Source organism: Streptomyces sp. MAR4 CNX-425, from assembly GCF_048656465.1.
Taxonomy (GTDB): domain Bacteria; phylum Actinomycetota; class Actinomycetes; order Streptomycetales; family Streptomycetaceae; genus Streptomyces.
Window position 1 is genome coordinate 285,780 of the sequence record NZ_JBMDLF010000002.1, and the last position, 15,141, is coordinate 300,920.

Annotated in this window: 13 protein-coding genes and 1 tRNA gene; 9 read left to right on the forward strand and 5 right to left on the reverse strand. The window is 71.0% G+C overall.

What is annotated here, in order from left to right:
* Nucleotides 1-42 precede the first annotated feature (42 nt).
* From ACHZ99_RS06550 to ACHZ99_RS06560, 3 genes are all read right to left on the reverse strand, one after another.
* On the reverse strand, nucleotides 43-2,064 hold the full coding sequence (locus tag ACHZ99_RS06550; RefSeq protein ID WP_420303418.1) for an aldo/keto reductase: 2,022 nt from the start codon (nucleotides 2,062-2,064) through the stop codon (nucleotides 43-45).
* A 34-nt stretch (nucleotides 2,065-2,098) separates the two neighbouring features.
* The gene (locus ACHZ99_RS06555) at nucleotides 2,099-2,338 is read right to left on the reverse strand and encodes a hypothetical protein (RefSeq protein WP_420303419.1); all 240 of its coding nucleotides are present in this window, start codon (nucleotides 2,336-2,338) and stop codon (nucleotides 2,099-2,101) included.
* Nucleotides 2,339-2,937: 599 nt separating this feature from the next.
* Nucleotides 2,938-3,993 carry a LacI family DNA-binding transcriptional regulator gene (locus ACHZ99_RS06560; RefSeq protein WP_420303420.1) on the reverse strand — a complete coding sequence of 352 codons (1,056 nt, stop codon included), beginning with the start codon at nucleotides 3,991-3,993 and terminating at the stop codon, nucleotides 2,938-2,940.
* Nucleotides 3,994-4,168: 175 nt separating this feature from the next.
* On the opposite strand from ACHZ99_RS06560, the gene ACHZ99_RS06565 reads away from it, so the two are divergent.
* The 9 genes from ACHZ99_RS06565 to pspAB all read left to right on the forward strand — a co-directional run bounded on the left by ACHZ99_RS06565 (nucleotide 4,169) and on the right by pspAB (nucleotide 13,824).
* A complete protein-coding gene (locus ACHZ99_RS06565; RefSeq protein ID WP_420303421.1) occupies nucleotides 4,169-5,089 on the forward strand; it encodes a carbohydrate ABC transporter permease in 921 nt (306 codons plus the stop codon).
* Nucleotides 5,082-5,999: a carbohydrate ABC transporter permease gene (locus tag ACHZ99_RS06570; protein WP_420303422.1), complete on the forward strand. Its 918-nt coding sequence runs from the start codon at nucleotides 5,082-5,084 to the stop codon at nucleotides 5,997-5,999. The genes ACHZ99_RS06565 and ACHZ99_RS06570 overlap by 8 nt, the downstream gene beginning before the upstream one ends.
* Nucleotides 6,000-6,089: 90 nt before the next feature.
* Nucleotides 6,090-7,385: an ABC transporter substrate-binding protein gene (locus ACHZ99_RS06575; RefSeq protein WP_420303423.1), complete on the forward strand. Its 1,296-nt coding sequence runs from the start codon at nucleotides 6,090-6,092 to the stop codon at nucleotides 7,383-7,385.
* A 77-nt stretch (nucleotides 7,386-7,462) separates the two neighbouring features.
* A complete protein-coding gene (locus tag ACHZ99_RS06580) occupies nucleotides 7,463-8,578 on the forward strand; it encodes a Gfo/Idh/MocA family protein (RefSeq protein WP_420303424.1) in 1,116 nt (371 codons plus the stop codon).
* On the forward strand, nucleotides 8,575-9,600 hold the full coding sequence (locus ACHZ99_RS06585) for a PmoA family protein (protein ID WP_420303425.1): 1,026 nt from the start codon (nucleotides 8,575-8,577) through the stop codon (nucleotides 9,598-9,600). Before ACHZ99_RS06580 ends, ACHZ99_RS06585 begins: the two co-directional genes overlap by 4 nt.
* Nucleotides 9,597-10,967, forward strand: coding sequence for a Gfo/Idh/MocA family protein (locus ACHZ99_RS06590; protein WP_420303426.1), 1,371 nt, complete (start codon nucleotides 9,597-9,599; stop codon nucleotides 10,965-10,967). Before ACHZ99_RS06585 ends, ACHZ99_RS06590 begins: the two co-directional genes overlap by 4 nt.
* Nucleotides 10,968-11,410: 443 nt before the next feature.
* Nucleotides 11,411-12,187: a PspA/IM30 family protein gene (locus ACHZ99_RS06595; RefSeq protein ID WP_420303427.1), complete on the forward strand. Its 777-nt coding sequence runs from the start codon at nucleotides 11,411-11,413 to the stop codon at nucleotides 12,185-12,187.
* 126 nt (nucleotides 12,188-12,313) lie between these two features.
* Nucleotides 12,314-13,228 carry a zinc metalloprotease HtpX gene (htpX, locus tag ACHZ99_RS06600; protein WP_420303428.1) on the forward strand — a complete coding sequence of 305 codons (915 nt, stop codon included), beginning with the start codon at nucleotides 12,314-12,316 and terminating at the stop codon, nucleotides 13,226-13,228.
* Nucleotides 13,229-13,245: 17 nt separating this feature from the next.
* Entirely contained in the window at nucleotides 13,246-13,824 is a 579-nt protein-coding gene (pspAB, locus tag ACHZ99_RS06605) for a PspA-associated protein PspAB (protein ID WP_420303429.1), read from the forward strand.
* A 240-nt stretch (nucleotides 13,825-14,064) separates the two neighbouring features.
* Here pspAB and ACHZ99_RS06610 read toward each other — a convergent pair.
* Nucleotides 14,065-14,138: transfer RNA gene (locus ACHZ99_RS06610), tRNA-Pro, on the reverse strand.
* Nucleotides 14,139-14,264: 126 nt separating this feature from the next.
* Nucleotides 14,265-15,056: a type II CAAX prenyl endopeptidase Rce1 family protein gene (locus tag ACHZ99_RS06615; protein ID WP_420303430.1), complete on the reverse strand. Its 792-nt coding sequence runs from the start codon at nucleotides 15,054-15,056 to the stop codon at nucleotides 14,265-14,267.
* Nucleotides 15,057-15,141 lie beyond the last annotated feature (85 nt).

Sequence of the window (15,141 nt, forward strand, 5' to 3'; positions counted from 1 at the left end):
GACACGCGGGCCGGGGCGCCAGACCCTGCGGACGGGCCGCCGCTACTCCTCGCGCAGGTCCAGCCAGGCGACGTCCTGTGGAGAGAGGCGTACGTCCAGCCCGGCCAGGGAGGTGCGGGTCTCCGAGACCTGGCGGGGACCGATCAGCGGGAAGACCGGGTACCGCTGGTGGAGCAGCCAGGCCAGGGCGATGGCCGTGGGGTGCACGCCGCGGTCGCGGGCGAGCTTGCGGGCCCGGTCCAGTCGCTCGAAGTTCTCCTCCGAGTAGAAGCAGCGCACCAGCTCCGCATCGCCGGTGTCGTGGGGAGCGGCCCGGCCGGTGAAGAACCCGCGCGCTTGGCTGGACCACGGGAACAGCGCCACCTCCCGGTCGCGCAGCCAGTCCTGCGAGTCCGGGTCGCTGACGTGCAGGCAGCCCTCCCACGGCACGGCGTGGGCGCGGGCCAGGCTCAGGTGGTTGCTGAGCACGGTGAACGGCTGCCGCCCGTTCCGGCGCGCCCACGCGTTGGCCTCGTCGACCCGCTGCGGGCTCCAGTTGGAGCCGCCGTACACGCCGATCCGGCCCGCTCGGCGGTGCTCGTCGAGGACGTCCACGAATTCGCCCGCGGGGATCTCGGGGTTGTCGCGGTGGAGGAAGTAGATGTCGACGTGGTCGGTGCGCAGCCGCTCCAGGCTGGTCTCCAGCTGGCGGCTGAGCGAGGCGGGGTCGCAGTGCGGCGTGTGTGCCCCCTTGCCGATGACCACGACGTCGTCGCGGATCCCGCGGTCCTCCATCCACCGGCCGAGCTGCCGTTCCTGCCGTCCCCCGCCGTAGTGGTACGCGGTGTCGAAGGCGGTGCCACCGTGCGCGAAGAAGTCGTCGAAGACGACCGAGGCGTGGATGTGGTCCGGCTGGTTGTCGACGCCCATGACCAGCCGGGAGATGTCCTTGTCCAGGCCGGGGACGCGGCCGTGGGTCATCGCCGCGTCGGCGCGGCGGGCGAGCGGCCGGCCGGAGGCGGTGGATACGGGAGCGTCGTCGCGCTCGCTGTCGTAGCGCTGGCCGAGGGCCGCCCGCCAGGCGTCCTGGACGGCGAGGTTGCCGAGGGTGTCGGCCCAGCTCATCTGCGGGGCCTGGCGGTCGGCGAGATGGCCGGCGACGGTGTCGGCCTCGGCCGCGTAGATGTGCGCCGGCGGGACCCGGATCTCCCGCGGCTCCTCGCCCACCCGGTGCAGCATCAGACCGGTGGGCTCGCCGTCCCCGCAGAACCAGGGGTCGGGTACGTCGAGGAAGCCGCCGGAGCCGTAGATCCGGACCCGGTTCTCGCCGGCGAGCCGGATGCCGGTGGCGACCTGGGCGGTCAGCCCGCCGGTGAAGTGCAGGGTGGCCAGGGCCCACTCGTCCACGCCGGTGCGGCCGACGGTTCCGGCGGCGGTGGTGTGCTCCGGGTCGGCGAAGGGCGCGCCCGCCGCGGCGCCGACCAGCAGGCGGGCCATCGAGACCGGATAGCCGCCGACGTCCAGGATGCCGCCGCCGGCCAGCACGTTGGAGAACAGCCGGCTGCTCGCGTCGAAACCGGGACCGCCGAAGGAGAACTGCGCCTGGATGTGGTGGAGGTCGCCGACGGCTCCGTCTCTGACCAGCTCCACCAGCTTCGCGGTCTGCGGGGTGCAGCGGTACATGTACCCCTCCATCAGGAACACGTCGGCCCGTACCGCCGCCTCGATGACGGCGGTGGCCCAGACCCGGCGCACCGCCATCGGCTTCTCGACCAGCACGTGCTTGCCGGCCTCGGCGGCCCGCACCGCCCACTCGACGTGCTGCGGGTGAGGCGTGGCGACGTACACCGCGTCGACGGTGTCGTCGTCCAGCAGCTCCTGGTACGAGCCGTGCGCCCGCGGTGCGGCGAAGCGCTGGGCGAAGTCGCGGGCGGAGGCGGCGGAGCGGCTGCCGACGGCTGCCAGGGTGCCGGTGTGCGAGCGGGGCAACTGCCCGGCGAAGCGTGCGGCGATCCCGCCGGTGCCCAGGATCCCCCAGCCGACGGTGCCGGCCGCGGGGGGAGTCCGGTGCGTGCTGTCCTGCATAGTGCGAACACCTCTCTTGGGGGGGGAACCGGCTTCAGAACCTCATCGAGCCCGCGGCCAGGTTGGCGATGAAGTGGCGCGAGCCGATCAGGAAGACCCCGATCAGCGGGATCACCGAGTTGATGCCGATGATGTCCGGCACCATGGACCTGCCGGCGAGCGTGGTGCGCACCTTGGTGTTGTAGTTGCCGCCGACGTTGGTACGGCTGACCCGGAAGCCCTCGGCCCCGGGTATGCCCTCGGTCTCGGCCTGGGCGACCAGCTCGTCGCTCACCGACCGGTCCCAGCGCCGAGCGAGCGCTGAAAGCCGCAGCCGGCCGGTGCGAACCCTCCGGCGGCGGCCCCGGTGCCGAGCGCCAGCAGCCTCCTTTGTGACATTGCCATGACGCGGGAACCCACCTTCGCTGGGGTCGCGGCTCCCCCGGGTCGGTTGCGGGGCATCGGCGCCAGGAGGTCCATCCGGCCACCGCATGTGCAGCGAGATTCGAGCATCGAGCGCGTTCGACTACGTGAGATTTTGCGTGGCCCTGTTTGGCGCTGGTGGATGATAAGGACGCCCGAATGTTGCGTCAACACGGCGCGCGCCCGGTGATGCGCGTGTCGGCAGGCGGGGACGAGCGTGCCGAGCCGGGTGACAGCAGGAATCAACACGGCCGTGGAGGATTCGATGGCGATCTCTCGGCGTGTGGCACCCGACGGCGCGGGGGCGACGAACGGCGGCGCCGACGTACGGATGGCGGTGCTTCAGCCGGTTCCGGCCGGCGGGGGGTGAGCCTGCCGCACCCTGACCGCGTACCGACGACGTCGACACCGCCCGCGAACGACGCGCGGGGGCGGTCGGCCCGAACGGCCGGAGCCGCCTCGCGTGGTTGGTCAGGCCGCCCCCGACGGAACCTGCGGTCCAGGGGCGGCGGCGGCCCGGGAGGGCGGTGCCGTCACCGACTCTCGCCAGATCACCTCGTTCAACGGCTGCCGGGGCGGCTCCAGTTCGCGGCCGTTGATCGCCTTGACCAGCCGCAGCATGGCGTTTCGCCCCAGACCTTCGAGGTCGACGTGCACCGTGGTCAGCGACGGTGGGAGATACCGGCAGATCTCGTGGTTGTCCCAGCCGGTGACGCTGAGGTCGCGGGGAACGTCGAGCCCGCGGTCCTGGGCGCCGCGGATGACGCCGGCGGCGACGACGTCGTTGGCGGCGATGACGGCGGTGGGCAGGTGCCCCGTCCGCAGCGTCCGCATGGCGGCGACCCCCGAGTCGCCGGACCAGTCACCGTCGAAAACGCCGACCGACTCCAGCCCGAGCCTCCGCACGGCCTCCAGGTACGTGGCCTTGCGTGCCCGTGCGGAAGCGAACTGCAGGTCTCCGGCCACGTGGAAGAAGCGCCGGTGGCCGAGCCCGGCGAGATGCTCGATCATCTCGTCCACCGGTGAGGCGTCGGTCAGTTCGCCGATGCCGCGCATGGCGTCGTCGAAGTCGGCCGAGACGACGATGGCCGCGCGCTCCGGGAGCCGGTCCTCCAGCGTCGGCTTGATCGGGGCCAGTGCCAGGATGCCCTCGACCTGCCCGGAGTCGGCCAGTTCCAGCGTGCGTTCGGCCCTGGCTGCGGCTCCGCCCTCCAGGCTGACGACCTCCACGGCGAACCCGGCTTCGTGCGCAGCCGCGGCCGCGCCGGCGAGCATACGTGCGGGGTTGTAGGCCATCGTCGGCATGACGAGCGCCAAGCGGCCGGTGCGGCGGGTGCGCATGGACCTGGCCACCAGGTTGGGGCGGTAGCCGAGCTCGCGGACCGCGGCGTCGATGTGGGCGAGCGTGGCCGGCTTCAGCCCTTCCCTCGAACGCAGGTACCGGGAGACGGTCTGGTGAGAGACCCCGGCCAGACGGGCGACCTCTCTGATGGTGGGACGTCTGCCCGCCGTTGAGTGTGCGGTCATGCGCAAGCTCCCTCTCCATAGGCCCGCAGAGGGTCTTGCCCTCATGGTGATCGTTCACTACTTTACGTCGGGACCGAGAAAGTGAACGATCACAATATGCTCCGGAGGGAGCATCGATGCCGATCCACATCGCCGTTCGCGGTCAATCCAGCCAGAGTCGTGGTGATCGCGTCTGATGAGCGCCACCACCGAGCTGCGCACGCTGCGGTCCGGCCGTCAGACGTCGAAGCAGCAGAACAAGGCGGCGTTCTTCTTCCTGTTGCCATGGTTCCTGGGCCTGTTCGCCGTCACGCTCGGGCCGATGATCGCGTCGCTGTACCTGAGCTTCACCGACTACAACCTGCTGCAGCCCCCGAGCTTCACCGGACTCGACAACTACAGCCGGATCCTCACCGACGAGCGCCTGCACAAGTCCCTGCAGGTGACGTTCACGTACGTGCTCGTCTCGGTACCGCTCCAACTCGCCCTGGCGCTCGCGCTCGCCGTCTTCCTCGACCGGGGCGTGCGCGGTCTCGCGATCTACCGCTCGGTCTTCTACCTGCCCTCACTTCTCGGCACCAGCGTCGCTATCGCGGTCCTGTGGCGCACCGTCTTCGGCACGGAGGGTCTCTTCAACGAGGCCCTCGGCCTCGTCGGAATCGAAGGGCGCGGCTGGATCTCCGAGCCCGACACGGCGCTGTTCACCCTGATCACCCTCAACGTCTGGACCTTCGGCGCCCCGATGGTGATCTTCCTGGCCGGTCTGCGGCAGATCCCGGCCTCCTACCACGAGGCCGCCGCGGTGGACGGGGCCGGCCGCTGGCGCCGCTTCTGGAGCGTGACGCTGCCGCTGCTGACGCCGATCATCTTCTTCAACCTGGTTCTGCAGATCATCCACGCGTTCCAGTCGTTCACCCAGGCGTTCATCGTCTCCGGCGGCAACGGCGGCCCGGCCGACTCCACGCTGTTCTATTCGCTCTACCTCTACCAGCGCGGCTTCGGGAACTTCGACATGGGCTACGCCTCCGCACTCGCCTGGCTCCTGCTGCTCATGGTCGGGACGTTCACAGCGATCAACTTCTGGGCCGCGAAGTACTGGGTGTTCTACGATGACTGACACCCTGACCAAGGTGGCGGACTCCCCGCCCGGCCCCCGCCGCGCCGGCAGCCGCCCCGCCCGGCGGCACCGCCGGCGGCTCCGCCCGGCCATCCGGTCGGCCCTCAAGCACGCGGTGCTGATCCTGTGCGCGCTGGTCATGCTCTACCCGGTGCTGTGGATGGTCGTCAGTTCGCTGCGGCCCAACGACGAGATATTCCAGGACCCGGGCCTGTTCCTGACCAACCTGGAGTCGGGCAACTACGGGAAGGGCTGGAACGCCTTCTCGAAGCCGTTCAGCCACTTCATGGTCAACTCGGCGATCGTGGTGCTGGGCGCGATCGTGGGAAACCTGATCGCCTGCTCGATGGCCGCCTACGCGTTCGCGCGCCTGGAGTTCAGGGGCCGCAAGTGGTGGTTCTCGATCATGCTCCTCACGATCATGCTGCCGGTGCACGTCATCATCGTCCCGCAGTACGTGCTGTTCTCCGAGTTCGGCTGGGTCAACACGTTCCTGCCGCTGATCGTCCCGAAATTCCTGGCCACAGACGCGTTCTTCGTGTTCCTGATGGTCCAGTTCATCCGCGGCATCCCCAGGGAACTCGACGAGGCCGCGCGCATCGACGGAGCCGGTCACCCGCGCATCTTCCTGCAGGTGATCCTGCCGCTGATGGTCCCGGCGCTGGCGACCACGGCGATCTTCACGTTCATCTGGGTCTGGAACGACTTCTTCTCCCAGCTCATCTATCTGACCGATCCGGAGATGTACACCGTGCCGGTGGCACTGCGCGCGTTCATCGACGGGCAGTCCGGCACGAACTGGGGCGCCGCGCTCGCCATGAGCGTGGTCTCGCTCCTGCCGGTCTTCCTGGTCTTCCTCTTCGGCCAGCGGTTCCTCCTGCGCGGCATCGCCACGACGGGAGGCAAGTGACATGCCCGCCCGTCCACCCCCTCGCCGGCGGTCCACCAGCGCCCACGGCCGGGCCCGGCCGGGACACCCCACTCAGGCAGGGAGAACACCATGAGAGGTAGCGCCACAGCACGTCTCCTCGGCGCCGTCGCGCTGTCGAGCACGCTCGTCCTGGCCGCCTGCGGCAGTTCCGGCGGTGCCGTCGAGCGCAGCGACGAGCAGGTCACCATCCGGGTGACCTGGTGGGGGGAGGAGACCCGCGCCGACCTCACCGAGAAAGCCATCGAGGCGTTCGAGAAGAAATACCCGGACATCACCGTCAAAGGCGAGTTCAAGGACTGGAACGGTTACTGGGACGCCCTGGCGACCACCACCGCCGCGAACGACTCACCCGACGTGGTCCAGATGGACGAGCTCTACCTCGCCTCCTACGCCGAGCGCGGATCCCTGCTCGACCTGGGCGAAGCCGGCAAGTTCCTGGACACCTCGCAGTTCGACGCGGAGGCGCTGAAGACCGGTGAAGTCGACGGCACCCACTACGCCATGCCCATCGGGATCGCCGTCCTCGCGAGCATCGTCAACGTCGACCTGTTCGAGGAGTACGGCATCGAGCTCCCCGACGACGCCACCTGGACCTGGGACGAGTACGCCGACCTCGCCGAGGAGTTCGCCGAGAAGAGCGGCGGGAAACTCAACGGCTCCTCCATCACCGGTGGCATGGACACCGGCAGCGTCCGGTACTGGGCACGGCTGGACGGCAACGAGTTCTTCGACAAGAACGGCGACGTCACGCTCGATCCCAAGGCCCTCGCCTCGATGTGGCAGTACAACCTCGATCTGATGGAGTCCGGCGGCGTCGAGAGCGCCGCCCAGGCGGTCGAGAGCTACAACGCCGGCCTTGAGGGCGGCAGCCTGGCCACCGGCAAGGTGGCCATGGGCTTCTCCTACAACACCCAGATCACCGCGCTCCGCGAGGCCAGCGGCGCCGATCTGCGGCTGCTGCGGTTGCCCGGAAGCGGCGAGGTGGACGCGAACTTCTTCAAACCGTCGATGTACTGGGCCGTCTCGTCCCAGAGCGAGCATCCCGCCGAAGCCGCCCTCCTCGCCGACTTCCTGGTCAACCACAAGGCCGCCGGGGACATCCTGGGAACCGAACGCGGTATCCCCGCGAACGGCAAGATCCGTGAGGCCGTCTCCGCGGATCTGAGCGAGAGCGACCAACTCGCCGTCGACTACATGGACTCCGTCACACCGGGCCCCTCACCTGCCGTGACCCCCAAGGGCGGCAGCGGCGTCGAGCCGATGCTCCAGCGCTACACCCAGGAGGTCTACGCCCAGCAGACGTCGCCGGAGGAGGCCGCCCAGGCGTTCGTCGACGAGCTGCAAGGCGAGATCGACGCTGCGTAGCGACCCCCAGGACGGAGGACGCCGAGCAGCGCCCTCCGGATCACGCCTCCACCGCACCCCAGGGAGCAACGAACGTCATGCCGAATCCGGCACCCGCCTTCCGCGTCGCCATCGTCGGCGTCGGCAGCATCGCCCGTACGCACGTCAGCGCCCTCACCGAACTGGCCGGGCGAGCACGCCTGGTCGCCATTGCCGAGACGGACCCGGCCCGGGCCGCCGAGTTCTCCCGCCGCTCCCCGGCGCCGCGGGTGTACGGGGACGCGGAGTCCCTGTTCGCGAACGAGGAGCTCGACCTGGTGCACATCTGCACGCCGCCGCAAACCCACGCATCGCTTGCCGCCGCGGCCATGCGCGCGGGCGTTCCGGCGCTGGTGGAGAAGCCCACGGCGCTGAGCCTGGCCGAGATGAACGGGCTCGCCGATGTGCAGGCCGAGACCGGCACCCCGGTGCTGACGGTGTTCCAGCACCGCTACGGGGCCGCGGCCGTCCGGCTCCGGCACCTCGTCCGCGAGGGCGCGCTCGGCCGCCCGCTGACGGCCACCTGCGAGACGCTGTGGTACCGCGCCGACGACTACTACGACACGCCCTGGCGGGGCAGGTGGGAGTTCGAAGGCGGCGGCCCGACCATGGGCCACGGCATCCACCAGTTCGATCTGCTGCTGTCGGTCCTCGGCCCCTGGTCCGAGGTCAGCGCCATCGCCGGACGGCTCTCCCGCCCCACCGACACCGAGGACGTCTCGATGGCGGTCGCCAGGTTCGAGAACGGGGCGATGGCCACCGTCGTCAACTCCGTGGTCTCCCCGCGCGAGACCTCACGGTTGCGCTTCGACTTCGAGCACGCCACCGTCGAGCTCGATCACCTCTACGGCTATCGCGAGAAACACTGGCGTTTCACCCCGGCCCCCGGACACGAGCAACTGGCCGATCGCTGGAAGTCCGACGGGGGTGCCGACATCGAGAGCGGACATCTGCTGCAGATTCAGGCCGTTCTCGACGCGTTCGAGAACGGTACCGAGCCCGGGGTGTCCCTCGACGAGGCCCGTCGCACCATGGAGTTCGCCGCGGCGACCTACGCCTCCGCGTTCCGCGGCCGTCCCGTCTCCGCCGGCGAACTGACCGGCGACGACCCCTTCACCTCCAGCATGAGCGGCGGGATCGTCCCCTGGGCGCCCGGAAAGCAGGCGACCGCATGACCGACCTCGGGATCCGCCACGACATCGGCTCAGCGCTCGCGGTCCGCGACGGACGGACCGAGCTGTTCCGGTACGTCTACCACCCCTCCACACCCGAGCTCGAATCACCCAAGCCGTACCTGCACCCCCTCCGCACCCGCTCCGGCCGCACCGTCAGCCTGTTCAGACCCTGGGACCACCGGTGGCACAAGGGCATCGCCTGGTCGCTCCCGGTCGTCGGCGAAGAGAACTTCTGGGGCGGCCCCACCTACGTCCACGGCAAGTTCTACGTGCAGAGGGACAACAACGGCACTCAGCGGCACCGCCGCTTCACCGGCATCGACGCGTCCCACGGGAAGGTCGCGTTCGGCCACGAACTGGACTGGATCACCCAGGCCGGAGCGAGGATACTCACCGAGCACCGCACCCTCACGGCCCGGATCCTCTCACCGGGCGCCTGGGCCCTGAGCTTCGAGACCTGTCTGACCAACGTGTCCGGGCAGGACATCGTCATCGGGTCCCCGACCACCCGGGGCAGGGAGAACGCCGGATACGGCGGCCTGTTCTGGCGCGGGCCCCGCTCTTTCACCGGAGGAAGGCTCGTCACCCCCGACGGCGTGGGAAGCGGCGAAGAGGTCCGCGGACAGCACCACGCGTGGATGGCCTTCGCGGGACGTCACGACGGGAACGGCGCCCCGTCCCTCATCCTCATGGTCGACCACGCCGAGAATCCGCACCACCCGCCGCAGTGGTTCGCCCGCAGCGAGGAGTTCGCCTGTCTGAACCCCGCTCCGTTCTTCAGCGAGGAGTTCCTCATACCACCGGGTGAGAACGCGCGATTCCGCTACGGTATCGGCGTCGCCGACGCCGACGCCGACGAAGCGGCCGGACTCGCGTCCGCGGTGCGCGAGTCGCTCGCACCCGCCGCACCGGGCGGTCGCCGCGCCGAAGCCAAGCCGTCAGCCGCCGCCGCTGGTGCCGCGGGACCGGGCTCACGACCCGGCCGGCCGCCCGGCGCACCGAACGGAGGCGCACAGCCGTGAGCAGCACGCGGCGCACCTCCACGCCCGGAGAAGCACCGGTCCGTGCCGTCGTGGTCGGCACCGGCTCCCGCGCCCAGGTCTTCACCACCGCGCTTGCCGGGCGCCCGCGGTTCCGGGTGGCGGCGCTGTGCGATCCCAACCCCGTGCGGATAGCCCACCACCAGCGGCTGCTGAGGGACGCGGGCGAGCCGGAGGCGGCGGCCTGGACACCGGAGGACTTCCCGGACCGGCTGCGCGCCGAGGGCATCGAGGAGGTGGTGGTCACCACCGTCGACGCGCTGCACGACGCCTACATCGTGCCCGCGCTGGAGGCGGGCTGCCGGGTGGTGACGGAAAAGCCGATGACGACCGACGCGGGCCGCTGCCGACGCATCCTGCGCGCCGTCGAGGCCACCGGCGGCGAGCTTGCCGTGGCGTTCAACTACCGCTTCAACCCGGTGCACGAGGAGGTGCGCCGCCAACTGGCCGGCGGCGCCATCGGCGAGGTGCTGTCCGTGCACTTCGAGTGGCTGCTCGACGTCCGGCACGGCGCGGACTACTTCCGCCGCTGGCACCGCGAGAAGCACCTCAGCGGCGGGCTGATGGTGCACAAGGCGAGCCACCACTTCGACCTGGTCAACTGGTGGCTCGGCGCCCGCCCGCAGCACGTGTTCGGCCACGGCCGGCTGGCCTTCTACGGCCGCGAGGCGGGCGAGCGCACCGGCTACCGGCGCGACTACGAGCGCGCCCACGGCGCGGCCGCGGCCGCGGACGACCCCTTTGCGCTGACCCTGGCCGACAGCGACGCGCTGCGCTCGCTCTACCTCGACGCCGAGCAGCACGACGGATATCTGCGCGACCGCAACGTCTTCGGCGACGGCATCACCATCGAGGACGACATGGCGGTGCTGGTGCGCTACGACACCGGCACCGCCATGACGTACCACCTGACCGCCTACTCCCCGTGGGAGGGCTACCGGGTGGCGTTCAACGGCACCGGCGGAAGGCTCGAACTGGAAGTGGAGGAGAGCCGTTGGCAACCGCCTCGGCCACCGGCGGCCTCCGACAAGGGTGCCCGCGGCGACAGCGCGGTGGCTACGGCCGGCGGCCCGCGCATCCTCATCCGCCCGCTGTGGCGGGAGCCCTACGACATACCGGTCCCGGACTACGGCCACGCCGGACATGGCGGAGGCGACGGACGGATGCTCACCGCCCTGTACGGCCCCGCCGACCCGGCGGACACACCCGGCACCGCCGACGCCGCCGGGCAGTGCGCCACCGCGGTGGACGGCGCGCTCGCGCTCGTCACCGGCCTCGCCGCGAACGAGTCCTTCGCCACCGGCGCGCGGGTCGTCACGTCCGATCTCGTCGCAGTGCCTTCCCGCTGAGTCGCCCTCCCTTCCGTGCGCCGTCCCGAGCACCGCGTCGAGGTGTGCGGCCGGAGAGAGAAGCGAGCGGGCAGCACCCCGACCGAAGCGGCGAGGAGCGGCACGCGATGTCTCAAGGACGGTGACGCGCCGGGAAGTGTCCGGTCCCACGGTGACCGAGGTGCCTGGTGCAGGGCCAGGTGGACGGCGGCGGTGGCATGCGGGGTCACGGCGCTGGAGGCCGAGGGACCCTCGGCATCCCGCGCCGCTCAGGCCGGGGCCGGGGCCCGGGAGGACCATGGTCCCCGGGTGGAGATGCCGGATCCGGCGGGTGCGGGACAATGGAAGTGCCACGGCCGGGTCGGTGACCCTGCGTGGCAGAACGTCACGTGCGCGTGCGCGCAGCTGCCCGGCCGGTCCTCACACAGCACCCGGAGTCGAGAGGCGGGAGGCAGGCGGTCGTCATGGCCGGCATCACTCAGCGTATCGGCGCCCTGTTCCGGACCAAGGCCCACAAGGCTCTCGACCGGGCCGAGGACCCGCGCGAAGTCCTGGACTACTCGTACGAGCGGCAGCTGGAGATGCTGCAGCGGGTGCGGCGCGGGCTGGCCGATGTCGCGACCAGCCGCAAGCACGTCGAGCGGCAGGTGGACCAGCTGCGGGAGTCCACGGGCAGGCTGGAGGACCAGGCGCAGCAGGCGCTCACGGGCGGCCGGGAGGACCTGGCCCGCGAGGCGCTCACCCGCCGGACGGCCGCGACCGCGAAGATCACCGAGCTGCGGGAGCAGCAGGCGTCGTTGCAGGCGCAGGAGGAGAAGCTGACCCAGGCCGCCCAGCGCCTTCAGGCGCAGACGGACTCGTTCCGTACCCGCAAGGAGACGATCAAGGCCACCTACACCTCGGCCGAGGCCCAGACCCGGGTCACCGAGGCCGTGAGCGGCATCGGTGACGAGCTGGGCGAGGTCGGCCTCGCCACCCAGCGGGCCCGGGACAAGACCGAGCAGATGCAGGCGCGCGCGGGCGCGCTGGACGAGCTGATCGCCTCCGGGGCGCTGGAGGATGCCACGCTGCCGGCCGGGCAGGACGACATGCAGGCCGAGCTGGAGCGCGTGAGCGCGGATCAGGACGTGGAGATCGAGCTGGCCCGGATGAAGGCGCAACTGCCCTCCGCTGCCGCCCCGACGGAAACGGAGGGTCAGGACACCCCGGAGGACGGGCCGGAAGAGCAGGCGCCGTCATGACCACTCGTCCGCCCGCAGAAGGCCGGCGCGGGACGGACCCGCCGCCGGGCGAGGAGATCACGGCGTCCGACATGGTCCCGCCGGACGAGGGCACCCGACAATGGTCCGTACCCGGGGTGAGGATCGATGCGCAGCCGCTTTGAGCCCGACCGGAAGCTGACCACCCGCATGGTGGCCACGATGTTCCTGCTCGGGCTGGTGTACGTGGCCTTCGTCGCCGCGCTGATCGTCCTGCTCAAGTCCGTCGTCCTGGTGGTCGTCCTCGCCGCCGGGCTGCTGGGCGTGCAGTACTGGTTCTCCGACCGGATCGCCTTGTACGCGATGCGCGGCAGACTCGTCACAGCCGAGGAACAGCCCCAGTTGCACGGCATCGTCGACCGGCTGTGCGCCACCGCGGACATGCCCAAACCCCGGGTGGCCGTGTCCGAGATGGACCTGCCGAACGCGTTCGCCACCGGCCGCAACGCCGACCACGCCGTCGTCTGCGTCACCACAGGTCTCCAGCGCCGCCTGACGACCGAGGAACTCGAAGGCGTCCTCGCCCACGAGCTGTCCCATGTGGCGCACCGCGACGTGGCGGTGATCACCATCGCCTCGTTCCTGGGCGTGATCGCGGGACTCGTGGTCCGCTTCGCCTTCTACTCCCAGTTGTTCGGCGGACGCCAGCGCGACCAGAACACCGTCGTCGTCCTCGCCGTGGTCATGGCGGTCTCCGCACTCGTCTACGCGCTCAGTTTCGTGCTCATCCGCGCACTCTCGCGCTACCGGGAGCTGGCCGCCGACCGCGCGGGGGCCATGCTGACCGCGAAGCCCTCCGCGCTGGCCTCGGCCCTCACCAAGATCAGCGGGGACATCGCCCGTATCCCCACCCGGGACCTCCGCACCGCCCAGGCGTTCAACGCCTTCTTCTTCACCCCCGCCCTCAGCCCCGGCACCGCGGTGGCCAACCTCTTCTCCACCCACCCCAGCCTGGAACGCCGCCTGGAGGCCCTCGCCGGGATCTCCGCCGAACTGGGCGAACCGGGCGGCGGGACGCCGTGAGGAGGAGCTGAGACCCCGTGGGCTTCCTTGACACCCTGTTCGGCCGCTCCAAGCCGGTCAAGCCCGACCTCGACCAGCTCTTCGGACTCCCCTCCGCCGCGATCACGCTCCAGGCGGCCGTCGGCTTCACCCCGACCGGCGCGGGCTCGGTCTGCTTCGCCTCCATCGAGGGCGGTGCCTTCACGCAAGTCCAGCAGGAGGTACGTGCCCTGCTGGACGCGGACTCCGAACGGGCGGGTACGCCGGTGGAGTTCAGCCGCGACGCCTACGGATACTCGTGGCTGCTCTCCCGCCGCGCCCCCGACAGCCTGCCCGCGCTGGTAGGCGACCTGCACGCGGTGAACTCGGCACTGCAGGACAGCGGCTTCGGCCCTCAGCTCCTCTGCTCCCTGGTCGCCTTCCAGGACCCCGAACTGCGCCCCCTGGCGCTGGTCTACCTCTACAAGCGCGGCAGCTTCTACCCCTTCGCTCCGCTACCGGGCGAGAAGCGCGACAACCCGCTGGAGCTCCAGGTCAGGGCGGCGGTCACCAACGACCTGCGCATCGAACAGGACCTCAGCCGCTGGTTCCCCCTCTGGAACGCCCCCGGCCTGTGAGGACCACCAGGGTGGACGCCTGGCTCACCCGCGAGGTCCCCTCGTTGACGGCGACGACGACCACCGTGGAGCAACCTCCTGGACGGGGACGTCGGCCCGTTCTGGGAGCGCTCCGTTCGAAGGCAGACCGCGGCTTGCCCCCCGAGAGGCTGACACGGCGTCAGACCGGCAACGCGTCAGCGAACCAGAAAAGGCCCTCTGACCTGGGAATTCTCCCGCTCAAAGGACCCTCTCGCACCGTCGGGACGGCGGGATTTGAACCCACGACCCCTTGACCCCCAGTCAAGTGCGCTACCAAACTGCGCCACGTCCCGGTGCCCGGACGACCTGGGGTTTCGCCCCGGCCGATCGCGCACGAGAACCATACCGCATCCACCCCCGTGTGCCGCAAAGCCGATTGTCCCCGGCCCCGCCCCCCGGCCCGGGCCCCCGCCTCCGGGTCAGAAGAGCCAGAGGGCCGTGACCGCGGTGTTGTGGACCGTGTGGGCCACGACGCAGGGGACCACCGAGCGGCGCCACAGGAGCAGGGCCGTCGTGACCGCGGCCAGGAAGGCGGCGAAGATCACGTTGACGGGGCCGCCGATCTCGTGGCCCGTGGTGAAGGCCAGGGCGGAGAGGGCCGCGGCGGCGGTGAGGGTGGTACGGCGGAGGAGGGGGGTGGGGATCGTCTCACGGCCGCGGGGGGTGGCGAGAAAGGTCAGGAGGAGCAGGAGGGGCGCGCGGAAGAGGAGTTCCTCGGGTACGGGGGCGGACAGGGCGGCGTCGAGGAGCTGGACGGCGGTGGAGGTGCCGGCCACGGCGGTGTAGCGGGGGTCCTCCGACGCGGGGGTGGCGGACGCGGACAGGGCGGGGACGCGGGCCAGGAGTTCGGCGGCGGCCGTGCACAAGGCGCCCGCGGCGAGGCCGGCGGCCAGGCTGACGGCGGCCGTGCGGCGGGTGCCGGGGCGCAGGCCCAGGGCGGTGGTGAGACGGGCGGCGGCGGCCTTCAGGGACGTACGGGAGCCCGCGAGCAGCGCGGCGGCGAGGGTGAAGGCGGCGGCGACGCCGAGGGCCGGGGCGAGGTCGCCGGCGGAGACCTTCCACGCCGCGTAGCCCGGGAGCAGCGTGAGGCCGATGGGGATCAGCAGCGACGTGCAGGTCAGCGCCGCCCACAGGAAGGTCACCGACAGCACGCGCGCTATCCCCGGGTCGAGGTCGAGGCGGCGGGTCAGCGCTGCTGCGCGGGTGGTCACGCGGTGGGCTCCAGCCGTTCGGCACCGTTCGGGGACCGGTCAAACGTACGGACGGGCCGCGCGCGCCGGCCACGGTCTTAGGTCC